General features: G+C 72.0%; 22 protein-coding genes. 15 read left to right on the forward strand and 7 right to left on the reverse strand.

The features are described 5' to 3' along the window. Positions 1–73: 73 nt before the first annotated feature. Positions 74–1,627: an IucA/IucC family protein gene (locus ACZ52C_RS13745; protein WP_469074905.1), complete on the reverse strand. Its 1,554-nt coding sequence runs from the start codon at positions 1,625–1,627 to the stop codon at positions 74–76. Between the two features lie 236 nt (positions 1,628–1,863). On the opposite strand from ACZ52C_RS13745, the gene ACZ52C_RS13750 reads away from it, so the two are divergent. The 4 genes from ACZ52C_RS13750 to ACZ52C_RS13765 all read left to right on the forward strand — a co-directional run bounded on the left by ACZ52C_RS13750 (position 1,864) and on the right by ACZ52C_RS13765 (position 5,989). After that, positions 1,864–3,456 carry an IucA/IucC family protein gene (locus ACZ52C_RS13750; protein ID WP_469074906.1) on the forward strand — a complete coding sequence of 531 codons (1,593 nt, stop codon included), beginning with the start codon at positions 1,864–1,866 and terminating at the stop codon, positions 3,454–3,456. A gap of 543 nt (positions 3,457–3,999) precedes the next feature. Then, positions 4,000–4,554: a hypothetical protein gene (locus ACZ52C_RS13755; RefSeq protein ID WP_469074907.1), complete on the forward strand. Its 555-nt coding sequence runs from the start codon at positions 4,000–4,002 to the stop codon at positions 4,552–4,554. Positions 4,555–4,790: 236 nt separating this feature from the next. After that, entirely contained in the window at positions 4,791–5,705 is a 915-nt protein-coding gene (locus tag ACZ52C_RS13760) for a HipA family kinase (RefSeq protein ID WP_469074908.1), read from the forward strand. Then, entirely contained in the window at positions 5,702–5,989 is a 288-nt protein-coding gene (locus ACZ52C_RS13765; protein WP_469074909.1) for an Rdx family protein, read from the forward strand. The genes ACZ52C_RS13760 and ACZ52C_RS13765 overlap by 4 nt, the downstream gene beginning before the upstream one ends. A 1-nt stretch (position 5,990) precedes the next feature. Here ACZ52C_RS13765 and aceB read toward each other — a convergent pair whose 3' ends face one another. Both aceB and ACZ52C_RS13775 read right to left on the reverse strand, forming a co-directional pair. Beyond that, positions 5,991–7,625: a malate synthase A gene (aceB, locus tag ACZ52C_RS13770; protein ID WP_469074910.1), complete on the reverse strand. Its 1,635-nt coding sequence runs from the start codon at positions 7,623–7,625 to the stop codon at positions 5,991–5,993. Positions 7,626–7,812: 187 nt separating this feature from the next. Next, positions 7,813–8,454 carry a nucleotidyltransferase family protein gene (locus ACZ52C_RS13775; protein ID WP_469074911.1) on the reverse strand — a complete coding sequence of 214 codons (642 nt, stop codon included), beginning with the start codon at positions 8,452–8,454 and terminating at the stop codon, positions 7,813–7,815. Positions 8,455–8,690: 236 nt separating this feature from the next. Between ACZ52C_RS13775 and ACZ52C_RS13780 the strand changes: the two genes are divergently transcribed. After that, positions 8,691–9,005: a DUF5955 family protein gene (locus tag ACZ52C_RS13780; RefSeq protein ID WP_469074912.1), complete on the forward strand. Its 315-nt coding sequence runs from the start codon at positions 8,691–8,693 to the stop codon at positions 9,003–9,005. Positions 9,006–9,120: 115 nt separating this feature from the next. Here the strand turns inward: ACZ52C_RS13780 and ACZ52C_RS13785 are convergent, their stop codons facing one another. Beyond that, positions 9,121–9,924: an IclR family transcriptional regulator gene (locus ACZ52C_RS13785; protein ID WP_469074913.1), complete on the reverse strand. Its 804-nt coding sequence runs from the start codon at positions 9,922–9,924 to the stop codon at positions 9,121–9,123. A gap of 275 nt (positions 9,925–10,199) precedes the next feature. Between ACZ52C_RS13785 and allB the strand changes: the two genes are divergently transcribed. From allB to ACZ52C_RS13800, 3 genes are all read left to right on the forward strand, one after another. Then, entirely contained in the window at positions 10,200–11,537 is a 1,338-nt protein-coding gene (gene allB / locus ACZ52C_RS13790; RefSeq protein WP_469074914.1) for an allantoinase AllB, read from the forward strand. A 50-nt stretch (positions 11,538–11,587) separates the two neighbouring features. Further along, the gene (alc, locus tag ACZ52C_RS13795) at positions 11,588–12,718 is read left to right on the forward strand and encodes an allantoicase (protein WP_469074915.1); all 1,131 of its coding nucleotides are present in this window, start codon (positions 11,588–11,590) and stop codon (positions 12,716–12,718) included. Between the two features lie 180 nt (positions 12,719–12,898). Further along, positions 12,899–13,285: a guanyl-specific ribonuclease gene (locus ACZ52C_RS13800; protein WP_469074916.1), complete on the forward strand. Its 387-nt coding sequence runs from the start codon at positions 12,899–12,901 to the stop codon at positions 13,283–13,285. A gap of 116 nt (positions 13,286–13,401) precedes the next feature. On the opposite strand, the gene ACZ52C_RS13805 is transcribed toward ACZ52C_RS13800, so the two are convergent. Then, complete coding sequence (locus ACZ52C_RS13805; RefSeq protein ID WP_469074917.1) at positions 13,402–13,605, reverse strand: hypothetical protein; 204 nt, start codon at positions 13,603–13,605, stop codon at positions 13,402–13,404. Between the two features lie 179 nt (positions 13,606–13,784). On the opposite strand from ACZ52C_RS13805, the gene ACZ52C_RS13810 reads away from it, so the two are divergent. Together ACZ52C_RS13810 and ACZ52C_RS13815 are read left to right on the forward strand one after the other, a co-directional pair. Continuing rightward, positions 13,785–15,050: a sensor histidine kinase gene (locus ACZ52C_RS13810; RefSeq protein WP_469074918.1), complete on the forward strand. Its 1,266-nt coding sequence runs from the start codon at positions 13,785–13,787 to the stop codon at positions 15,048–15,050. A 252-nt stretch (positions 15,051–15,302) separates the two neighbouring features. Then, positions 15,303–16,148: a hypothetical protein gene (locus ACZ52C_RS13815; protein ID WP_469074919.1), complete on the forward strand. Its 846-nt coding sequence runs from the start codon at positions 15,303–15,305 to the stop codon at positions 16,146–16,148. A 19-nt stretch (positions 16,149–16,167) separates the two neighbouring features. Here the strand turns inward: ACZ52C_RS13815 and ACZ52C_RS13820 are convergent, their stop codons facing one another. Next, positions 16,168–17,196 carry an aldo/keto reductase gene (locus ACZ52C_RS13820; protein ID WP_469074920.1) on the reverse strand — a complete coding sequence of 343 codons (1,029 nt, stop codon included), beginning with the start codon at positions 17,194–17,196 and terminating at the stop codon, positions 16,168–16,170. 124 nt (positions 17,197–17,320) lie between these two features. Here ACZ52C_RS13820 and ACZ52C_RS13825 point away from each other — a divergent pair, with 124 nt between their 5' ends. Beyond that, a complete protein-coding gene (locus ACZ52C_RS13825; RefSeq protein WP_469074921.1) occupies positions 17,321–17,992 on the forward strand; it encodes a response regulator in 672 nt (223 codons plus the stop codon). 35 nt (positions 17,993–18,027) lie between these two features. Then, positions 18,028–19,218, forward strand: coding sequence for a cytochrome P450 family protein (locus ACZ52C_RS13830; RefSeq protein ID WP_469074922.1), 1,191 nt, complete (start codon positions 18,028–18,030; stop codon positions 19,216–19,218). A 231-nt stretch (positions 19,219–19,449) separates the two neighbouring features. On the opposite strand, the gene ACZ52C_RS13835 is transcribed toward ACZ52C_RS13830, so the two are convergent. Then, on the reverse strand, positions 19,450–20,460 hold the full coding sequence (locus ACZ52C_RS13835) for a Gfo/Idh/MocA family protein (protein ID WP_469074923.1): 1,011 nt from the start codon (positions 20,458–20,460) through the stop codon (positions 19,450–19,452). Positions 20,461–20,589: 129 nt separating this feature from the next. Here ACZ52C_RS13835 and ACZ52C_RS13840 point away from each other — a divergent pair, with 129 nt between their 5' ends. From ACZ52C_RS13840 to ACZ52C_RS13850, 3 genes are all read left to right on the forward strand, one after another. After that, positions 20,590–21,327 carry a GntR family transcriptional regulator gene (locus tag ACZ52C_RS13840; protein ID WP_177261897.1) on the forward strand — a complete coding sequence of 246 codons (738 nt, stop codon included), beginning with the start codon at positions 20,590–20,592 and terminating at the stop codon, positions 21,325–21,327. Between the two features lie 155 nt (positions 21,328–21,482). Beyond that, positions 21,483–22,628: an ROK family glucokinase gene (locus ACZ52C_RS13845; protein WP_152172533.1), complete on the forward strand. Its 1,146-nt coding sequence runs from the start codon at positions 21,483–21,485 to the stop codon at positions 22,626–22,628. After that, a complete protein-coding gene (locus ACZ52C_RS13850; protein ID WP_086803883.1) occupies positions 22,625–23,206 on the forward strand; it encodes a sugar kinase in 582 nt (193 codons plus the stop codon). Before ACZ52C_RS13845 ends, ACZ52C_RS13850 begins: the two co-directional genes overlap by 4 nt. Positions 23,207–23,232 lie beyond the last annotated feature (26 nt).

Here is a 23,232-nt window from a genome sequence, read left to right on the forward strand (position 1 = left end):
TCAAAACGAGACCCGCTGTTGCCGGGCCGTTCACCGGGTGGACCACGCGGCCCGGTCCCTCCGTCGACACCGCTCAACGCAGCGGACTCGGCACCTCCGCCCAGATGTCTCCGGGCCGCTCCGGCGAAAGTCGCATCAGCGTCAACGCCTTCGTCGGTACCGGCCCCTCCAGCAACGTGCCCAGATCCGCGGTGCGCGGCAGATCCCGTACGGCGGTGGCGAGCGCCTCGCGCAGGACGGGCGTCGAACCGGCCGTCGCACCGAGCGTGCCCGTGATCAGGGCGCCGAACAGCTTGCGCCGCAGGGTGCGTTCGTCGTCGGTGATGATGCGGCCCGACATGGCCGGGGCCGCGATGCCGTGCCGGGCGAGGCGCGCCGGGCTGACCCGGATGTCCGCGAGGTCGCGGTAGATGAGGCGGCGGGGGGCACCCGACGGGGACAGGACCACCAGGAGGTTCTGACCGTGCGCCTCCAGGGCCACGCCCAGATCGAGCAGCCGGAGGGAGACCGTGAGCGCGAGCCGGGCGAAGTCCGCCAGCCAGGACTCCGACCGCGGCAGCTCGGTCGTCGCCAACGCGGCCACCGGCAGGACCCGTTCGCCGGCCGCCGTGTCCGCGTACGTGTCCGGCGATTCGCGCAGCACCGCCGCGAGATCCGGCGATCCGGCGGTGACCGCGCCGAGCGTGCGGGTCACATGCAGCAGGCCGTCGGTGCGGGTCGCGACCTCGGCCATGAAGTCCGACACGATCGTCGAGGTCTCGATCGAGTAGACGGAGATGTCCCGCACGGAGGAGGTCAGCCGGGCGCTCAGCGCCGTCTTGACGTGCGGTCCGCCGTCCGCGAGGGCGAGGGTGCGCAAGGACATCAGCGGATGCGCCTCGATCACGTCCCCCAGGGGGTACTTGAGGACATGGGCCGCCTGCCACGGATGCACCGGGACCAGCACCCGCCCGCCGTCCCGCAGCGCCTCCGGCCACTTCCCGACGACCAGCGCGTCCTCGACGGGCGCCAGCCCCAGCCGCACCACCTGCCGGTGCTCCGGCCCGTAGGCCAGCTGGTCGCCCGCTGAGAAGCCGGGCCGGGAACGGCAGTTGGGATGGAAGGGGTGCCCGTCGACGATCGCCTGCTCCCACGCCCAGCCCGCCCTCGGCGACGCGTCCGTCAAGGGGGTGCCGAAGGAGCCCTGGTTGGCGCGTGACAGCGCCAACGAGGCCACGCTGTGGTCGAGTTCGGTGGCGAAGGCGGCGCTGTGCGGGACGGCCAGGGCGGTCATCAGCCGCGCCGGGCGACGGTACGGCCGCCCGTCGAACCACACCTCCTCGACCTGCGCGGCGGTGCCGTACGGATCGACTGCCGGGCCGTGCAGCCGGCGGCCGTCGGCTAGGTGCAGCGTGACCCCGTCCCCACCGGCCGGGTCCCGCCGCACCACCCAGGGCAGCGGCTCGTGGACGAGGCCCCGCCACAGCCGGGACAGCACGGCCGCCCGGGCGCCGGGCAGCGCGGTCGTGTACGGCGCCGCCAGGTCGGGGCGTACGGTGCCCAACTCGGCGCCGAGCGCGGCCTCGGCGTCCGAGTCGGAGTCGACGTCGGCGTCGGCGTCGGCGTCGGTCAAGGGGTGACGGGCCACGGAGGGGCTCCTCGGGTGCGGGGGCAGGTACGGGTGCGGGGGCGGTGTCGGGCGGGTACGGGTGACGGCAGAAGTCGGGTGACGGCAGGGACGTCGGTGCGAACGTCGGCGTACGACCACTGCCCGTCCACCTCCGCCGCGACGCATGCCGGCATCGCTGCCGGACGCCCCGTGGCTGCTTCGCGGCGAAGCGTGAGGGGCAGACATACTGATCACGAGTGCACCGTAAGGAACGAATGGACCCCGTGGACGCCACCCCGCCCCGCGACAGCATCGGCGCCACCGCCGACGCCCTCGCCGCCGCACCGCTGCTCAACTGTCTGCTGCGGGAAGCGGCAGAGCCGGTCGAGTCGCCGGACGCGCAGGGGGACGGGGTGCACCGCCTCCAGGGCAGCGGACGTCTCCTGCGGGTGTGCGGCACCCGACGCCCCACCCGTCCCGAGGTGCGCGCGGCCGGCGCCTGGCACGCTCTCACCCACACCGACCTCGTCAAGCTCGTCGCCGAGGAACTCCGCGCCCGCACCGGACTGGTCAACTCCGAACTGCCCGCCGAGATGCTGGACAGCCGCGAGGCCGTGGCCGCCCTCCTCGCCGAGCGCGTCCACGCCCCGGCGCCCGAGGACCCGTACCGGCGCTCCGAGCAGTCCCTGATCACCGGCCATCCCCACCACCCCGCACCCAAGGCCCGCGGCGGCGGCCCGGTCGCCGCCTGGCTGCCGTACGCGCCCGAGGCGTACGCCCACTTCCCGCTGGTCCTCCTCGGGGTCCGCGAGGACGTGGTCGTCGAGGAGGGCGACACCACCGCCCTCGACACGCTGGGCTCGGCCCCGCCCGGCTACCGGCTCCTCCCGGCCCATCCCTGGCAACTCGACCTGGTGTCAGGAGAGTTGGCCGAAGCCTTCGCGGACGGCCGCCTCCTGCGACTGGGCCGGACGGCGGGCACGGTGTGGCCCACGGCGGCGATCCGCACGGTCTACGTCCCCGAGGGCGTACGCGGGACCCCGTCCGAAGGCGAGCCGTCATCCGGAGGCGGCCGCCGGGCTCGGCCCACCCCCGACCTCTTCCTGAAGTTCAGCCTCGACGTACGGATCACCAACGACATCCGCCGGCTGTGGCGGCACGACCTCCTCGTGCTGCGCCGCACCGACCGGGCGGTCACCGAGGCCTTCGCCGGGTCCCCCGGTGCCTGGCTGAGCGACCGGGGCTACCGCACCGCCGCCTTCGCGTTCGAGGAGCTGGCGGTCCTGGTGCGGGACGGCCTGGGCGGCCATGTGCCCCCCGGCACGACCCCCTTCCTCGCCGCCGCCCTCACCGAGAGCGCCGAGGCGTTCCCGGGCAACCCGTACGCCCACGCCGTCGACCCCGACGCCTGGTGGGAGGCGTATCTGCGCGCGGTCGTCCCCCCGGCCCTCGCGGCGTTCCACGACCACGGGGTCGTGCTGGAGGCCCATCTGCAGAACACCGTCGTCGCCTGCGACGCCTCGGGTACTCCCGTGAAGGTGGTGTACCGCGACGCCGAGGGGGTCAAGCTCCTCCCGGACGTCACGCGCGAGGCCGGCTGGGAACGGCTGGTCTACTGCCTCTTCGTCAACAACCTCCTGGAGATCGCGGCGGCCCTGACCGAACACCACCCGACGCTCGACCCCTGGCCCGCCGTACGACGAGAGCTGCAACGCCACGCCGACGTCCCGGAAGCCACCGCCCTGCTCGGCTCACCCACGCTGCCGGGCAAGACGAACCTGCTCCTCAGATGGACGGGCGCGGACGGCGCGGACGCACGCTACCTCCCCCTCCCCAACCCGTTCCACAGCCCACCGGCCCGCCCGTGAACCGGCCGACCGGCCGAGGGCTCGGCGGAAATCCCGTGCGACTGATTCCAGTCACACCTCTGTTGCGTGGCCGAAACCAGTGTCAAGCTGTGACCCGGTGATCTCCACACCCCCGTTGGAGATCCCCACCCCTGGCCCCGCCTGTGCCCTTCGGCCCGGGCGGGGCCGCCTCGTCCCTCCCGACCTCCCCGCGGGAGGGCCGACGGCTGCGCCCACGCCGTACCGCCCCCTCCGCTCCGCACCACTCGCCGCGCCGCCACCGGGAATGGCCTGTGACGGGCATCACATCGACCTCCTCAGGTGCCCGATTCGCCCCCGTGTCGGTCTTTCACCCCCTCCCGCAGAACGGACAGAGCGGCCAATCCACGGGCAACCCGTGCCCCGCTTCGCTCGCGTGAATTTGAGGATTCCCTGAGGATGGCGGAAGAATTTCCGCGCGATGTGGTTGATCCGGCTGCCGTGCGTCATTAGTTTCCTCTCCAACGGCGCAGCCACTCGAGGGTCGGCGCCAGTCGGAGAAAACGGGGAAAAATGAATACGACCATGAAGCGTGCATTCGGCTCGACAGCCACGAGTGCCGCGCTCGTCCTCGGCAGTCTCGCCATGATTCCGGCGATGTCCACCCCTGCCGCCGCGGCCTGTCAGCCCTCCACCTACTACAAGGTGGTGAAGTACGGCTCGCCCGTCTACAAGGCGACGGGCCCCACGAACAGCAAGTACAACAGCTCCTCCTCCAAGTCCACCCTGTCGATCTCGGTGACGAGGAGCACGACTCGCTCCTCGACCTGGAAGGCCGAGGCCGGCGGCAGCTTGAGCTGGGGCATCGGCAAGGTCGAGTTCCACACCAGCTACGACGTGACGAAGAGTGTGACCAAGGGCGTCAAGGTGACCAACAAGATGGTCGTCGACTCCAAGAAGCGCGGGTACACGCGTCCCATGGTCGAGTACCGCAAGTTCCTCATCGAGAAGTGGCGTGAGGGCGGCGACTGCAAGCAGTACTTCGTCGGGAACATGGGTACATTGACCGGTATCACTTCCTCGATGCACTGGGCGGAATGCCAGACCAAGAGCCAGAACGGTTGCACGCCGAAGCCTTGATTTTCCGCGTCGTCGAATTCTGAATCATTCCGGGTTTTCATCACGCCCGGCATGAATGTCAGCAAATCGGGGAGCGGCGCGGAAATATCCTGAACGGTCTGCCGAGTCTCTCGGCAGACCGTTTCGCGTGTGGTGACCGCCGTGCGCGGCGCCACGTCGAAACGCTCCTTGTCGCGTCTCGTTACTATGTTCACTGCCGTGGAAGACGACGCGACCGACCTGTGGGGCCTTGGACGATGCTGAGAGAGGTCACCGCAACCCGCTACGTCGCCCCCCTGCGGGCCGGCGGTTCCGTCCCCGGTGTCGTCGAGGCCGACGACCTGGGCACCTACGTCGTCAAGTTCACCGGCTCGGCGCAGGGGCGCAAGGCGCTGGTCGCCGAAGTGATCGTCGGGGAGCTGGCGCGGGCGCTCGGGCTGCGGTTCCCGGAGCTGGTCCTCGCGCACTTCGACCCGGCGATCGCCGAGAGCGAGCCGCACCAGGAGGTGCGGGAGCTGCACGTCGCGAGCGCGGGCCTCAACCTCGGCATGGACTTTCTGCCGGGCGCCGCGGACTTCACCCCGGAGATCGCGAAGGAGTTCCGCGTCGACCCGCTCGAAGCGGGGCGGATCATCTGGCTCGACGCCCTCACGGTCAATGTCGACCGCACCGTGCACAGCTCGAACCTCATGGTCTGGCCCACGCTCGGCGTCGCGCCCCCGCGCCTCTGGCTGATCGACCACGGCGCGGCCCTCGTCTTCCACCACCGCTGGGACGCCTCGGACCCCACGAAGGCGTACGACTTCCGCCACCACGCCCTCGGCCACTACGCCCCCGACGTGCGCGCGGCCGACGCCGAACTCGCGCCGAAGGTGACGGAGGAGCTGCTGCGGCGGATCGTCGCGGAGGTCCCGGACGGCTGGCTGCCCGTCGAGGACGGCTTCGCCTCGCCCGACGAGGTCCGCGACGCCTATGTGCGCTACCTCCACGCGCGCGTGCGCTCCTCCGCCGCCTGGCTCCCCACCGACTTCCCCACCCGGGAGGAACTCGCCGCGGAGGAGGCCCTCCGCGCGGCGAGGACACAACGCGGCCGACCGGACTGGCTGAAGCGGGTCCCCGACCTGCACGGCAAGCCGGCGGCGGAACAGGATTGGTCGGTGCACCTGGGATGACGGGGACACAGCGCGTCGAGATCGAGTACTGCACCCAGTGCCGCTGGCTGCCCCGCGCCGCCTGGCTGGCGCAGGAACTGCTGACGACCTTCGAGACCGAACTGACCGAGCTGTCCCTCCGGCCCGGCACGGGCGGTGTCTTCGTCGTGCGGGTCGGCGACGAGGTCGTGTGGGACCGCCGTGAGCAGGGCTTCCCCGAGCCCACCGCGGTCAAGCAGGCCGTACGCGACCGAGTGGCCCCGGGACGCTCCCTGGGCCACTCGGACAGGATCGGCGGGTCGTAGCTCAGCCCTTCAGCTGCTCGTACGCCGGCAGGGTCAGGAAGTCGACGTAGTCCTCGTCGAGGGAGACCTCCAGCAGCAGGTCGTGGGCCTGCTGCCAGTGACCGGCGGCGAAGGCCTCGTCGCCCAACTCGGCCCGCAGGTTGGCGAGTTCCTCGGCGGCGACCTCGCGGGCCAGCTCCGGCGTGGCCTTCACGGTGTCGCCGTCGCGCTCGAACTCGACGCCCGCGTTGATCCACTGCCAGATCTGGGAGCGGGAGATCTCGGCGGTGGCCGCGTCCTCCATCAGGTTGAAGATGGCGACGGCGCCGAGGCCGCGCAGCCAGGCCTCGATGTAACGGATCCCGACCTGCACGGCGTTGACGAGTCCGGCGTACGTCGGCCGGGCGTCGAGGGAGTCGACGGCGATCAGGTCGGCGGCCTTGACGTCGACGTCCTCACGGAGGCGGTCCTTCTGGTTCGGCTTGTCGCCGAGGACGGCGTCGAAGGAGGCCATGGCGATCGGGACCAGGTCGGGGTGGGCCACCCAGGAGCCGTCGAAGCCGTCGTTCGCCTCGCGGTCCTTGTCGGCCTTGACCTTCTCGAACGCGACCTTGTTGACCTCCTCGTCGCGCCGCGACGGGATGAACGCGGCCATGCCGCCGATCGCGTGCGCGCCGCGCTTGTGGCAGGTGCGGACGAGGAGTTCGGTGTACGCCCGCATGAACGGGGCCGTCATCGTCACCGCGTTGCGGTCCGGGAGGACGAACTTGGCGCCGCCGTCACGGAAGTTCTTCACGATGGAGAAGAGGTAGTCCCAGCGGCCGGCGTTCAACCCCGAGGCGTGGTCGCGGAGTTCGTAGAGGATCTCCTCCATCTCGTACGCGGCGGTGATCGTCTCGATGAGCACGGTGGCGCGGACGGTGCCCTGCGGGATGCCGACGTAGTCCTGCGCGAAGACGAACACCTCGTTCCAGAGGCGGGCCTCCAGATGCGACTCCGTTTTCGGGAGGTAGAAGTACGGGCCCTTGCCGAGGTCCAGCAGCCGCTGGGCGTTGTGGAAGAAGTACAGGCCGAAGTCGACGAGCGCACCGGGCACCGCGTCGCCGTCGGAGTCCACGAGGTGGCGCTCGTCGAGGTGCCAGCCGCGCGGGCGCATGACGACCGTCGCCAGCTCCTCGTTCGGGCGCAGCGCGTAGGACTTGCCGGTGCGCTCGTCGGTGAAGTCGATGGTCCGCCGGTAGGCGTCGGCCATGTTCACCTGGCCGAGAACCACGTTCTCCCAGGTGGGCGCGGAGGCGTCCTCGAAGTCCGCGAGCCAGATCCTCGCGCCGGAGTTCAGCGCGTTGATCGTCATCTTGCGGTCGGTGGGGCCGGTGATCTCGACCCGGCGGTCCTCCAGGGCGGCGGGCGAGGGGGCCACCTTCCAGGAGTCGTCGGCGCGGATCGCGGCGGTCTCCGGGAGGAAGTCGAGCGTGGAGGTGCGGGCGATCTCGGCGCGCCGCTCCGCGCGGCGGGCCAGCAGCTCCTCACGCCGGGGGGTGAACCGGCGGTGCAGCTCGGCCACGAAGGTGAGGGCGGCGGGCGTGAGGACCTCGTCCTGGCGGGGCAGGGGCTCGGCGTCGACGATGGCCAGCGGGGACGGCGCTGGTGCGGACATGAGCTGTCACTTCCTTCAGCGGGCGTGGCACCGGGTGTCGGTCGACCCGGGTCGGGCTGTGGGCGCCCCTGGATGAGGAGGGCGCTTCTGAACAGTGGATAGTAGTTTCCTCATGGTGGAAGTTCAATGTTTTGTTGATGTCGAGATTCTCAGTATCGAGGCAGCGTGGCGCTGAGTGTCACCGCGCTCACTCGAGGTGGGCGAGATCGGCCTCGGTGTCGATGTCGTACGGCCGCGCCACGTCCCCGCACTCGACGAGCGTGAGCGTGTCGTCGTGCGCCCGCAGATAGGCGCGCGCGCCCCGGTCGCCGGTGGCGGTCGCGGCGATGCCGGACCAGTGGCCGGCGCCGAAGAGGACGGGATGGCCCCGCACACCGTCGTACGAGGCCGCCGCGAGCGATCCGCTCGATCGGTGCGCGGCGAGGACGCGGGCCACCGCCTCCGGCCCGATGCCCGGCTGGTCCACCAACGACACCAGCGCGGCCTGCGCCCCCGTCCCCGTCAGCGACTCCAGTCCGGCCCGCAGCGAGGAGCCCATGCCCTCGGCCCAGTCCGGGTTGTCGACCAGGACGCAGCCGGTCAGCTCGGCGCGGGCGCGCACGGCCGCGGACCCGGCGCCGAGGACCACATGGATCCGGGCGCAGCCGCCCGCCCGCAGCACGCCGACCGCGTGTTCGACCAAGGGGCGGCCGCGGTGGATGAGCAGGGCCTTGGGGCGGCCGCCGAGGCGCCGCCCGCCACCGGCCGCCAGCAGCAGTCCGGCGACCTCGCTCTCGGGGGTCGGGCGGGCCTCGTCACGGGCCCCGGTCCGGGGCTGGCGGTGCGTCATGTCCCCCTGCATACCCGACCGGGCGGATGCGTCCCGTGAAGCCCCACGGACCGGCTGCCGTCTTTGCGATTCCCGGGGACTGAATTTCGGTCCCCGTAGTGGCGCTCGCCACGCCGATTGGCGTTTACTGGCCCGCGCCACCCCCGGCGCCCGACCGACGCCGAGGGGCGGACGGCCGCGCTCGGGTGCGCGACCACGGCTCGTGCACGAGGACGTGGGCGAGGGGGGAGAGGGCTGTGTTGCGGAGCTTGGGGCAGAGGCCAGTGACCGGCAGTGACGAGGATCCGAGAGTGGCGGAGCTGGGCTCGGCCGTGTCCCGGCTGCGTCGTGAACTGGCCGCGCACCCCGCGGAGTTCCCCGACCGTGGCATCGCCGAGGACGAGCTGGCGGCGCTCGCGGCGATGGCCGTCACCGGGATGCCGGAGGTGCCGCGACTGAGGCGGTCGCTGTTGCTGATCGCGGGCTCGATCGGGTCGGTGAGCGCGCTGGCCAAGGGGCTGGCGGAGGTGCGTACGGCGGTGGAGCTGTTCGGAGAGCCACCTCGTCGCTGACCGTCCGGTGGGGGCTGGTAGGCCTTTCGGGGCGCGGGGAACTGCGCGAGAAGCCCCCGCTCGCCCGCACCCGACGACGTGCCCCTCGGGCACCCACCCCCGGCATCGACACCCCTCAGCCACCCGCCCCCGAGGTCGCCAGGGCCTCCGACAGTTCCGCGGCCACCTGCTGGAGCACCGGCACGATCCGCTGGGTCGCCGCCTCGGTGACGCGCCCGGCCGGGCCGGAGATCGAAATGGCCGCGGCGGTGGGGGAGTCGGGGACGGAGACGGCGAGACAGCGGACGCCGATCTCCTGCTCGTTGTCGTCGACGGCGTAGCCGAGGCGGCGGACGTCCTCCAAAGCGCTCAGGAAGCCCTCGGGCGTGGTGATCGTCTTGTCCGTGGCGGCGGGCATGCCCGTACGGGCCAGCAGCGCGCGCACCTCGTCGGCCGGGAAGCCGGCGAGCAGCGCCTTGCCGACCCCCGTGGAGTGGGGCAGCACGCGGCGGCCCACCTCGGTGAACATCCGCATCGAGTGCTTGGACGGGACCTGGGCGACGTAGACGATCTCGTCGCCGTCCAGCAGCGCCATGTTCGCCGTCTCGCCGGTCTCCTCGACGAGCCGCGCGAGGTACGGACGCGCCCAGGTGCCGAGCAGCCGGGACGCGGACTCGCCGAGGCGGATCAGGCGCGGGCCGAGGGCGTACCGCCGGTTGGGCTGCTGGCGTACGTAGCCGCAGACGACCAGCGTCCGCATCAGCCGGTGGATGGTCGGCAGGGGCAGCCCGCTGCTCACGGACAGCTCGCTGAGCCCCACCTCGCCGCCGGCGTCCGCCATCCGCTCCAGCAGATCGAAGGCGCGCTCGAGGGACTGGACGCCACCGGAGGACGACTTGGCGGAGTCGGTCGTGTGGGCGCTGGCGCTGGACGTCGGCACAGGCGCGGTCCTTTCGGGATGGCGGGCGAGGTCGCAGCCTACCGGGCAGTTCGTTGACTACCGGCTCGTACGTCATTACGTTCTGCCCAGTGGAAGACTAATTCCGTCTTGTGAAAACATCCAGTGTGAGCGCGCTGGAGGCAGAGTGGAGGGGTGTGCCCTTGACGGGGCGGAGGGAGGGGTGAAAACTCCTTCAACAGAACGTTGAATTCCGTTACGTGGAAGTAAATCCCGTTAACGCGGAAGTGAAGAGCGGTACGGCGAGAGGGGTCCCGGTGTCCGAGGCTGAACTGGTGTTGCGCTCGACGCGCGTCATCACCCCCGACGGATCGCGACCCGCCGCGGTCGCCGTCGCCGACGGCAGGATCACGGCCGTACTCCCGTACGACGCCGAGACACCGTCCGGCGCCCACCTGGAGGACCTCGGCGACCACGTCCTGCTGCCCGGACTCGTCGACACCCACGTCCATGTGAACGACCCCGGGCGCACCCACTGGGAGGGCTTCTGGACCGCCACGCGCGCGGCGGCGGCCGGGGGCATCACCACCCTCGTCGACATGCCCCTCAACTCCCTCCCGCCGACCACCACGGTCGACCACCTCCGCGTCAAGCGCGAGGTCGCCGCCGACAAGGCCCATGTCGACGTCGGCTTCTGGGGCGGCGCCCTGCCCGACAACGTCAAGGACCTGCGGCCGCTGCACGACAGCGGGGTCTTCGGCTTCAAGGCGTTCCTGTCGCCCTCCGGCGTGGACGAGTTCCCGCACCTCGACCAGGACGGGCTCGCCCGCTCCCTGGCCGAGATCGCGGGCTTCGGCGGGCTGCTGATCGTGCACGCCGAGGACCCCCACCACCTCGACGCGGCACCCCAGCAGGGCGGCCCCCGCTACGCGGACTTCCTCGCCTCCCGCCCGCGGGACGCCGAGGACACCGCCATCGCGGCCCTCGTCGCCCAGGCCCGGCGGCTCGACGCACGCGTCCACGTGCTCCACCTCTCCTCCAGCGACGCCCTCCCGCTGATCGCCGAGGCCAAGCGGGAGGGCGTGCGGATCACCGTGGAGACCTGCCCGCACTACCTCACCCTCACCGCCGAGGAAGTCCCGGACGGGGCGAGCGAGTTCAAGTGCTGCCCGCCCATCCGGGAGTCCGCCAACCAGGACCTCCTGTGGCAGGCCCTCGCGGACGGCACGATCGACTGTGTGGTCACCGACCACTCCCCGTCGACCGCCGACCTCAAGACCGACGACTTCGCCACGGCCTGGGGCGGCATCTCCGGCCTGCAACTGAGCCTCGCGGCGGTCTGGACGGAGGCCCGCAGGCGCGGCCACGGCCTGGAGGACGTGGTCCGCTGGATGTCCACCCGCACGGCGGCCCTCGTCGGGCTGGACCGCAAGGGCGCCATCGAGCCCGGCCGCGACGCCGACTTCGCCGTCCTCGCCCCCGACGAGACCTTCACCGTCGACCCGGCCGCGCTCCAGCACCGCAACCGCGTCACCGCGTACGCCGGCAAGACCCTGTACGGCGTGGTCAAGTCGACCTGGCTGCGCGGCGAACGCATCGTCGCGGACGGCGAGTTCACCGAACCGAAGGGGCGACTTCTCACCCGCACCCCCTGATCACCGCGCACCCGAGGCGGCCGACCAACCGAAAGGCAGACCTGATCATCGTGACGGCGCAGCACCACACCCCGTACACGGGCTTCACCGGCGACGCGAACCCGTACGCCGGCGGCGACCCGTACGCGGACTACCGCACCGCCGACTTCTCCTTCACCCGGTACGCCGACCTCGCCGACCGCAGGCTCGGCGCCGGGGTGATCGCCGCCAACGACGAGTTCTTCGCCCACCGGGAGAACCTGCTGGTGCCCGAGCGCGCCGAGTTCGACCCCGAGCACTTCGGGCACAAGGGCAAGGTCATGGACGGCTGGGAGACGCGCCGCCGCCGGGGAGCCTCGGCCGAGCACCCCTGGCCGACGGCCGACGACCACGACTGGGCGCTGATCCGCCTCGGCGCGCCCGGGGTGATCCGGGGGATCGTCGTCGACACGGCCCACTTCCGCGGCAACTACCCGCAGGCGGTGTCCGTGGAGGCGGCGTGCGTGGCCGGTACCCCGTCGCCGGAGGAACTGCTCGCCGACGACGTGAAGTGGACGACGCTGGTCCCGCGCACCCCCGTCGGCGGCCACGCCGCCAACGGCTTCGCGGTCTCCGTCGAGCAGCGCTTCACCCACCTCCGCCTGAACCAGCACCCCGACGGCGGCATCGCCCGCCTGCGGGTGCACGGCGAGGTCGTGCCGGACCCGGCCTGGCTGGCCGCCCTCGGCACCTTCGACGTGGTCGCCCTGGAGAACGGCGGCCGGGCCGAGGACGCCTCCAACCTCTTCTACTCGCCCGCCACCAACACCATCCAGCCCGGCCGCGCCCGGGTGATGCACGAGTGCTGGGAGACGCGGCGCCGCCGCGACCAGGGCAACGACTGGATCCGCTACCGGCTCGCCGCCCAGTCCGAGATCCGTGCCCTGGAGATCGACACGGCCTACCTCAAGGGCAACGCGGCCGGCTGGGCCACGGTCTCGGTGAAGGACGGGGACGACGGCGCGTGGACGGAGGTCCTCCCGCGCACCCGCCTCCAGCCCGACACCAACCACCGCTTCGTCCTCCCGGCGCCGGTCCGGGCCACCCACGCCCGCGTCGACATATATCCCGACGGCGGCATCTCCCGCCTGCGCCTCTTCGGTTCGCTGACCGAGCAGGGCAGCACGCACCTGTCGACCCGTCACCAGGAACTGGGCGGCTGAGCCCGGGCCCTTGGTCCTCAAGGGGCCCGGAGCATCGCACCGGGCCCCCACGGGCGTCGGCCGGGCCCCAGCGCCGGACCGCCGACTCCGGTTAACTCCCGGAAAACTTAAAGGACGTGCCCGGAAAATCATGGAACTTGTCATTGACATGACACTGTCTACGCGCGTCATCATGAGGCCATGAGATTCCCCCCACGAGCACCACGCATCGGAGCGGCGGCCGCCCTCCTGTCCGCCCTCCTCGTCGGCGGCACCGTCACCGCCACACCGGCGGCCGCGGCGGTCGGCAGCATCTGCTACAGCGACCTGCCGTCGCAGGCGCACACCACGCTCGACCTGATCGCGCGGGGCGGCCCCTACCCGTACGCGCAGGACGGCAGCGTCTTCCAGAACCGGGAGCGCGTCCTGCCGTCGCGGGCCACCGGCTACTACCACGAGTACACGGTGAAGACCCCCGGCTCCTCCACCCGCGGCGCCCGCCGCATCGTCACCGGCCAGCAGAACGAGGAGGACTACTACACGGCCGACCACTACGCGTCCTTCGACCTGGTCGACCACGACTGCTGACCGGGCCCGCGCACACCCGTCCCGGGCGTCCGTCCTCCCCCCACCGGACGGACGCCCGGGACGGGTGCCGGTCACCCGACGACGCCGGGACGGTCACCCGGACGAGGCCGGGACGGTCACCCGGGCCTACGGCTCTCCGTCGTCGCGAACAGGGCGATCGCCAGGACGATCAGCGCGATGCTCACATAGAGCTCGTAGCCGTCCAGGGTGCTCCACCGCTGTGTCACCCCCCACTTGAGCTTGCCGGTGAGTTCGTACACCAGACCGCCGGTGCCCTGCAGCAGGGCGAGGAACCCGAAGAACTCCAACAGCTGCTTCATGGCCAGGATCCTCGTTTCGCGCTCCCCCCACGCGCATCGGCCGCGGGGCGAGGGCCGTGCGACGGGAGTAGTGATCCGCGGCGTGGCGGACGGCCGAAGGTCGACGACGCCACGACTTCGGTCGCGATCCCCGCCGGAGGGGAGGTGGCGGAGGCCGGCTCTGCATAGATTTGTCGACCGTGAGCGCTGACGAGCCGGTACCGGAGCCCCCGACCTTCCCGGGGCGGAGCTGGCTGCTGCCGTCGGCCCTCCTCCACTCCGGTGACGACCCCGACGACGACCCCGCCGACGACCGCTCCGGACGGCCGCCCCGGCGCACCGCACGGGACTGGGCCGTCGACTTCACCTGCTTCCTGCTGGCCGTGTTCATCGGCCTCCTGGGCGTGGAGACCGTCCGGAACGAAGCCGGCCTGCCGCAGGCCTTCGCCGTGGTCGACCAGGTGCTGGGCGCGCTCGCCTGCGCCGCCGTCTGGCTGCGCAGACGCCGGCCGGTCGGGCTCGCCGTGGCGATGGTCCCGGTCTGCTTCGTGTCGAACACCGCGGGCGGCGCCGGTCTGGTAGCCCTCTTCACCCTCACCGTGCACCGGCCCTTCCGGTACGTGGCCTGGATCGGCGGCACGTCCCTCCTGCTGACCCCGCTGTTCTTCTGGCTGCGCCCCGACCCCGACGTCGCCTACCCCTGGGCGGTGTTCGCCGTCGTGCTCCTCACCGCCGCGATCGTTGGCTGGGGCATGTTCGTACGCTCCAAACGACAGCTCATGCTGAGCTTCCGGGACCGTGCCCGACGCGCCGAGACCGAGGCGGCACTCCGCGCCGAACAGGCCCAACGGCTCGCCCGGGAGGCCATCGCCCGCGAGATGCACGACGTCCTGGCGCACCGTCTGACACTGCTGAGCGTGCACGCGGGCGCGCTGGAGTTCCGGCCCGACGCGCCACGGGCCGAGATCGTCCGCGCGGCGGGCGTCATCCGGGAGAGCGCCCACGAGGCGCTGCAGGACCTGCGGGAGATCATCGGGGTGCTCCGCACGGGCGAGCCCGAGGACCCGGGGCGCCCCCAGCCGACCCTGGCCGCGCTCGACGCCCTCGTCTCCGAGTGCCGAGAGGCCGGGACGAAGGTCGCCCTCGACCAGCGCGTCACCGACCGCGCCGCCGTCCCCGCCTCCGTCGGCCGCACCGCCTACCGCATCGCCCAGGAGTGCCTGACCAACGCCCGCAAGCACGCCCCCGGCGCCGAGGTCACCGTCACGGTCACGGGCGCCCCGGGCGACGGACTCACCGTCTCCGTACGCAACCCCGCGCCCCCGGGAGAGGTCCCGCCGGTACCCGGCTCGGGCCAGGGGCTCATCGGCCTCACCGAGCGCGCCGTGCTGGCCGGGGGCAGCCTGGAGCACGGTCCCGAGGAAGGCGGCGGCTTCGCGGTGCGGGCCTGGCTGCCCTGGGAGTGACCCCGGGCACCGCGTCCGACCGGAAACCCTTATCGGGGTGCGCCACCTCATCCCGTCCCCCATGATGGCCAGTTGAGGAACGGCCGGTGCGTGTGCGGAGGGGACAGCGGAGTGAGTTTCGGGGGACGCGATCCGTATCAGCCACCCTGGCCGCCACCGGACGGAGGACCGTACCCGCCGCCGCACCCGCACCTCCCGCCCTACCCTCCGCAGGGTCCGCCGTATCCCCCTTACGGCCCGCCGCCCACCCTCGTGCGTCGGCTGCGGGAGGACGAGTGGCCGCCGCTCGGGGAGTTCCTCAAGGGGCTCCGGGTGCACGGCTGCCTCTGGGCGATGGCCGCGATGTGCGCGTGGCCGTTGGTGGTCGGTCTGCTGGTGGGCTACCCGCTGGCCCGCTCGGCCCGCCGCCCCGCCCGGCGGATCTTCCCTTCCCGCTCCCGCCACCGCCTCCCGGACGACGACGTGACGCGGGTGCAGCGCAGACGCGCCTGGACGGCCACCCTCATGTCGCTGCTGATCCTCGCCGTGTACGGCAAGCCCGAGGACGTCGACCAGGCGCAGCAGCAGTTCATGATGCGGCTGACCGTCTCCCCCTGGCTGCTGCTCCTGAGCGCGCCCGTGGTCGTCGCGGCCCTGTTCCGCTGGTCGTCGCCGAACGCGCGCCGGGCCATGCGTGCCCCGCTGCGCACCGCCGGGAAGTCCGCCCTGTGGTACGTCGGCGCCTTCACGGCGGTCCCGTTCCTCGGCGGGGCGATCTACTACACCCGCACCCGCCTGGAGCAGGACATGAACCTGTGGGCGCCCCTCGCCCTGCTCGTCCCGTTGCTCTGGGTGCTGCTCTTCATCGTCTTCGCCACCGGGCCCGCCGTGCGCAGCGCGTTCAACACCGTCGATGTGCATCCCGCGCTCCCCGCGCTGCTCACCGGCGCCCTGGTGTGGGAGTTCTCCGCCATCAACCTGGCCGTCGGCGGACTGCCGCCGGGCCCGCCCCTGGTCCAGCTCGCCGCCCTCGTCGGCGGACCGGCCTCGGTGACGGCCGTCGCGTGGTGGGAGATACACCGGCTGCGCGTCCGTCACGGCGTACGTCTGCGCGCCTGACGGACGCCCCCGGCCCGGCTCAGGCCGTACGCGGCACCACGCGCTGACCCACCGACCCGTACACCCACGCCGACGCCTCGTCGATGAAGTCCCCGGGGAAGCCCAGGCGGAAGTCGGTGGTCTCCTCCAGCCGGGCCAGGATCTCCTCCGGGAGGACCAGCCGGGCGGCGCCCAGGTTGTCCATCAGCTGTTCGACACGGCGGGCGCCCAGGACGGGGTGCACGGCGGGGGAGTGGGCCATGGTCCAGGCGATGGCCACCTGGGCCGGGGTGGCGCCGAGTTCGTCCGCGGCGCTCTGCACGGCCTGTGCCACCGCACGCTCGCGCGTGCCGATCGCCTCGGCGGACAGCCGGGTCGCGGTACCCGGCGCCACCCCGCCCGGGCGGGTGTACTTGCCGGACAGCACACCGTTCTGCAGCGGGCTCCACGCCGCGACCGACATGCCGAACGCCTCCGCCATCGGCAGCAGCTCCCGCTCGATGTCCCGGTTGAGCAGGCTGTACGGCACCTGAAGCGCCGACAGCGGCGACCAACCCCGCCATTCGGCCAGGGTGTTGGCGCGTGCCACCACCCACGCCGGGGCGTCCGAGATGCCGACGTACAGCACCTTCCCGGACCGTACGGCGTCGTCGAGGGCGCGCATCGTCTCCTCGACCGGGGTGTTGCGGTCCCAGATGTGCACCCAGTAGAGGTCGATGTAGTCCGTCCCGAGGCGCCGCAGACTCGTCTCCAGGGAGAGCGCGAGGTTCTTGCGGTGGTTGCCCGCGGCGTTGGGGTCGGTGCCGTCCCGGGACACGGTGTACTTGGTGGACAGCACGAACCGGTCGCGCCGGCCCTTGAGCAGTTCGCCGACGATCCGCTCGCTCTCCCCGCCCCGGTAGTTGACCGCCGTGTCGATCACATTGCCGCCGGCCTCCGCGTACACGTCGAGGATCCGCGCGCACTCCTGCGGAGGCGCCCCCACCCCGCCCTGCTCCCCGAAGGTCATGGCGCCCAGGAACAGCTCGGAGACCCGCAGGCCCGTCCGGCCCAGGAGTCGGTAACGCACCCAGAACCTCCGTCAGTTGAATGCCGTACCGGCCGACACTAACGGGTCCGACCGCGCCGACGCGGCGCTCCGGGCGAAGCGCCCTACGGTAGTGCTCCATGACCGACATCCGAACGGTGGGCCGATGACCGCGATCCGACTGCTCCTCGTCGACGACGACCCCCTCGTGCGCACCGGCCTCTCCCTCATGCTGGGCGGCGCCGACGACATCGAGATCGTGGGCGAGGGCGCCGACGGCGACGAGGTGCAGGCCCTCGTCGACCGGACGCGCCCGGACGTCGTCCTCATGGACATCCGGATGCCGACCGTCGACGGCCTCGCCGCCACCGAGCGGCTCCGCGCCCGCCCGGACGCGCCCGAGGTCGTCGTCCTGACCACCTTCCACGCCGACGACCAGGTCCTGCGCGCACTGCGGGCCGGCGCGGCCGGCTTCGTCCTGAAGGACACCTCGCCGGCCGAGATCGTCGAGGCGGTACGGCGGGTCGCGGCCGGCGAGCCCGTGCTGTCGCCCGCAGTCACGCGCCAGCTCATGGCGCACGCCGCGGGCAGCGCCCCCGACACCCGCCGCGGCACCGCCCGTGCCCGGGTCGCCGCCCTCAACGACCGGGAACGCGAGGTCGCCGTCGCCGTCGGCCGCGGCGCCTCCAACGCCGAGATCGCCGCCGCCCTCTTCATGAGCGTCGCCACCGTCAAGGCCCATGTCTCCCGCATCCTCGCCAAGCTCGACCTCAACAACCGTGTGCAGATCGCCCTGTTGACCTACGACGCGGGCCTGCTGGAGGACGGGCACTCCTGAGCGACCGCGGGCGTTGGACGGGTGAAGGGGGATTCATGGGGCAGCGGCATGTGATCGATCTCGGGGAGTACGGACCGGGGTTCACCGAGAACCCCCATCCGGTCTACGCCGCACTGCGGGCGCGCGGCCCCGTCCACCGGGTCCGGCTGCCCAAGCACGACGCGCACCACGAGGTCTGGCTCGTCGTCGGGTACGAGGAGGCGCGGGCGTCGCTCGCCGACCCCCGGCTCTCGAAGGACGGCGCGAAGGTCGGGAGGACCTTCCTCGACGAGGAGCTGATCGGCAAGTATCTACTGGTCGCCGACCCGCCCCAGCACACCCGGCTGCGCCGGCTGATCGCCCGCGAGTTCACCGGGCGCCGGGTCGAGCGGCTGCGGCCGAGGGTCCAGGAGATCACCGACTCGCTGCTCGACGCCATGCTGCCGCGGGGCCGTGCCGACCTGGTCGAGTCGTTCGCGTACCCGCTGCCCCTCACCGTCATCTGCGAACTGCTCGGCGTGCCCGAGCCCGACCGGGCGGCCTTCCGCAAGCTGTCGACGGAGGCCGTGGCACCCACCAGCGGGGAGAGCGAGTACGCGGCCTTCGTCCAACTCGCCGCGTACCTGGAGCAGTTGGTCGAGGACAAGCGATGCTCGCCGCCCGCCGACGACCTGCTGAGCGCGCTGATCCGGACGACCGACGAGGACGGTGACCGTCTGTCACCCGCCGAGCTGCGCGGTATGGCCTTCATCCTCCTGATCGCCGGCCACGAGACCACCGTCAACCTCATCACGGGCGCCGTCCACGCGCTCCTCACCCACCCCGGGCAACTCGCCGAGGTGCGGGCCGACCCGAGCCTCGTGGACGCGGTCGTGGAGGAGACCCTGCGCCACGAGGGACCGGTGGAGAACGCGACGTTCCGCTTCGCCGCCGAGTCGTTGGAGATCGGCGGCACGGTCGTCCCGGCGGGCGATGCGGTGATGATCGGACTGGCCGCCGCCGATCGGGACGGCGCGCGGTATCCCGGGCCCGACCGCTTCGACATCCACCGGGACACCCGTGGGCACCTCGCCTTCGGGCACGGCATCCACTTCTGCCTGGGTGCGCCTCTGGCGCGTATGGAGGCCGGTGTCGCGCTCCGGGCGCTGCTGCGGCGGTGCCCGGATCTCGCGTCGGACGGTTCGCCGGGGGAGTGGTTGCCAGGGATGTTGATACGGGGGGTGCGGAGTCTGCCGGTGCGCTGGTGAGCGGTTCCTCGCCCCCGCCGCCCCTACCGTCCCTCCCCCAGGGGCTGCGCCCCTCGACCCCCAGGCGTCCGTCCGGTGGGGGCTGGTCGCGCGGTTCCCCGCGCCCCTGAAAAAGCGGGGCTGCGCCCCGGCTTTTTCGGCCCGAAAGGGCCGTAGGCCCTCAAGGGGCGCGGGGAACTGCGCGAGAAGCCCCACCCACCCGCACCCGACAACGCACCCCCGGCGGTGTGCCTACTCCCGACCCCCCGGGATCTCGCCCAGGTTGACCGGACGATGCTCCCGCCGGGACAGCTCGCACGCCTCGGCCACGCGCAGCGCCTGGAGTGCCTCCCGGCCGTCGCACGGGTTCGCCCGCTCCCCGCGCACCACCTCCACGAACGCGCCGATCTCGGCCTCGTACGCGGCGGCGAACCGCTCCAGGAAGCCGGTCCACGGCTTGTCCGCCGGCGGCGGTCCGCTCGGCTCCGTGGACGCCAGCGGCGTACGGTCGTCCAGCCCGACCACCACCGTGTCCAGCTCCCCGGCCAGCTCCAGCCGCACGTCGTACCCGGCGCCGTTCACCCGCGCCGCCGTGGCCGTCACGAGCGTGCCGTCCTCCAGGGTGAGCAGCGCCGCCGCCGTGTCGAGATCGCGCGCCTCCCGGAACATCGGGTGCCCGGCGTCCGACCCGGTCGCGTACACGGAGGTGACCTCGCGCCCGGTCACCCACCGCACGATGTCGAAGTCGTGGATCAGGGTGTCCCGGTAGATGCCACCCGAGATCGGCAGATAGCCCGCCGGAGGCGGCGTCTGATCGGCCGTCAGCGCCCGTACGGTGTGCAGCCGTCCGAGCCGGCCCGCCCGCACCGCCTCGCGCGCCGTGACGTAGCCCGAGTCGAAACGCCGCTGGAAACCCATCTGCAGCACCGTCCCGGCCGCGTCGACCTCGGCCAGCGCGCTTAAGGTGCCCGGCAGATCCACGGCGACGGGTTTCTCGCAGAACACCGGGAGTCCCGAGCGTGCTGCCCGACCGATCAGTTCGCCGTGGGCCGACGTCGCGGCCGTTATCACCACGGCGTCCACGCCCCAGGTGAAGATCTCGTCCACGCCCGGCGCCACCGTCTCGCCGAGGCGATCCGCGAGGTCATGGGCCCGAGCAGGGTCTACGTCGGTGATGATCAGAGAGCCGACATCGCGGTGGCGGCTGAGGGTGGTCGCGTGGAACGTCCCGATGCGACCCGCCCCGATGAGTCCGATGCGCATGGGAAACAAAGTGGGGTCGTACCTGCCGCCGTGTCAATGGTTTGTCCGGACAACCGAACCACGCGGCTTCCCGTCACCAGACACCGGGGCTACGCTCGGGCCGTGCCGAAACCAGAAATGGCTCCGACCGTGTCGCTCCAGCTCAGCGTCGACCGCAGCAGCCCGGTCCCGCTCTACTTCCAGCTGTCCCAGCAGCTGGAGGCCGCGATCGAGCACGGCGAGCTGACCCCGGGCAGTCTGCTGGGCAACGAGATCGAGCTGGCCGCCCGCCTGGGCCTGTCCCGTCCGACCGTCCGCCAGGCCATCCAGTCGCTGGTCGACAAGGGTCTGCTCGTACGCCGCCGCGGAGTGGGCACCCAGGTCGTCCACAGCCAGGTCAAACGCCCCCTGGAACTGAGCAGCCTCTACGACGACCTGGAGGCCGCGGGGCAGCGGCCGGCCACCCGTGTCCTGGTCAACACCACCGTCACCGCCTCCGCCGAGGTCGCCGCCGCCCTCGCCGTCGCCGAGGGCAGCGAAGTCCACCGCATCGAGCGACTCCGTCTGGCCCACGGCGAGCCCATGGCGTACCTCTGCAACTACCTCCCCACCGACCTGCTCGACCTCGACTCCCCACAGCTCGAAGCGACCGGTCTCTACCGCCTCATGCGGACCGCTGGTATCACCCTCCACAGCGCCCGCCAGACCATCGGCGCCAGAACGGCGACCCCGGACGAGGCCGACCGCCTGGGAGAACCGGAGAACGCCCCCCTGCTCACCATGCAGCGCACAACCTTCGACGACACGGGCCGAGCGGTCGAATACGGCACCCACATCTACCGGGCGTCGCGTTACTCGTTCGACTTCCAGCTGCTGGTGAGGACATAGGAGGCCGCCCCCTGGGAAAGCAGGGGCGCAGCCCCGCTTTCCCAGGGGCGCGGGGAACTGCGCGAGAAGCCCCACCGGCCCGCACCCGAAAACAACCCGTGGCACCCCCCGCCCCCACGCCACACCAAGCGGAGCGCTAAGGCAGAATCGGCCCGATGAGCACTTACCGCGACTTCACCCACCGCGGCTCCGCGCGGGCCACCGTCCTGCGGACCGTGGGAACGCGCGAGCGCCGCTCCCATCTGACGGCCCCCCGCGTCCCCACCGTCGGCATCGACATCGGCGGCACGAAGGTGATGGCGGGCGTCGTGGACGCCGACGGCAACATCCTGGAGAAGCTCCGCACGGAGACCCCGGACAAGTCCAAGAGCCCCCAGGTCGTCGAGGACACCATCACGGAACTGGTCCTGGACCTCTCCGACCGGCACGACGTGCACGCCGTCGGCATCGGCGCCGCCGGCTGGGTGGACGCGGACCGCAACCGCGTGCTGTTCGCCCCCCACCTGTCCTGGCGCAACGAACCCCTCCGCGACCGCCTCGCCGGCCGGCTCGCGGTGCCCGTCCTCGTCGACAACGACGCCAACGCCGCCGCCTGGGCCGAGTGGCGCTTCGGCGCCGGCCGCGACGAGGACCACCTGGTCATGATCACGCTCGGTACCGGTATCGGCGGCGCGATCCTGGAGGACGGCCAGGTCAAGCGCGGCAAGTTCGGGGTCGCCGGCGAGTTCGGCCATATGCAGGTCGTGCCCGGCGGCCACCGCTGCCCGTGCGGCAACCGCGGCTGCTGGGAGCAGTACAGCTCGGGGAACGCCCTGGTCAGGGAGGCCCGCGAGCTCGCGGCGGCCGACTCCCCGGTGGCGTACGGGATCATCGAGCACGTCAAGGGGAACATCGGCGACATCACCGGGCCGATGATCACCGAGCTGGCCCGCGAGGGCGACGCGATGTGCATCGAGCTGCTCCAGGACATCGGCCAGTGGCTCGGCGTCGGCATCGCCAACCTGGCCGCCGCCCTCGACCCCTCCTGCTTCGTCATCGGCGGCGGCGTCTCGGCCGCCGACGACCTGCTGATCGGCCCGGCCCGGGACGCCTTCCGCCGCCACCTCACCGGCCGCGGCTACCGCCCCGAGGCCCGGATCGCCCGCGCCCAGCTGGGCCCCGAAGCCGGCATGGTGGGCGCCGCCGACCTCGCCAGACTCGTCGCCCGCCGCTTCCGCCGCGCCAACCGGCGCCGGGTGGAGCGGTACGAGCGCTACGCGCGGTACGTGGAGGCCCGTCGCACCACCCAGGACTCCGCATGACCGCCGCGGTGCCCCACCAGGGCTCCTCCCCGGAGGAACCGGAGCGGCCCGCCGAGGACCGCCGCCACATGATCCGCCGTCGGGCCCTCACCCTGGCGATCATCGTGCTGCTCATCGGCGTACCGGCCGGCTATCTGGTGATCTCCGCCAACCAGAGCCGCGACAGCGGCAAGGACAAGGAGAAGAAGTACTCGGCGACCGGCCTCACCGCCCACTGGCCCTCCCGGGTCCAGCAGCGCCTCTACCAGGTGCCGATCCCGCCGTACTCCAAGCATGTCGCGTACTACGAGACGAACAACTGGAAGACCAGCCGACTCTACGTGCAGTTCTATACGAGCAACGAGGGACTGGAGAGCTTCCTCAACCAGATCGGCGCCGGCACCGGCGACCTCGTCGAGGACAAGACCGCGATCAACGCCCGTGACCGGGGGATCGTCGGCTGGGACTTCACCGGCCCCGGCCCCTGGTACGGCCTCGTCAACGACCAGAAGAACCCCGAGCCCACCCATGACATCGTCGTGAACCGGTCCAACCCGGAGCACCCGATGGTGTACCTGGTGTCCCGAACCGTGCCCTGACCTGCTCGGACATCGCCGCGGCCGGG

The sequence above is a fragment of the Streptomyces sp. NPDC034049 genome (assembly GCF_055575575.1).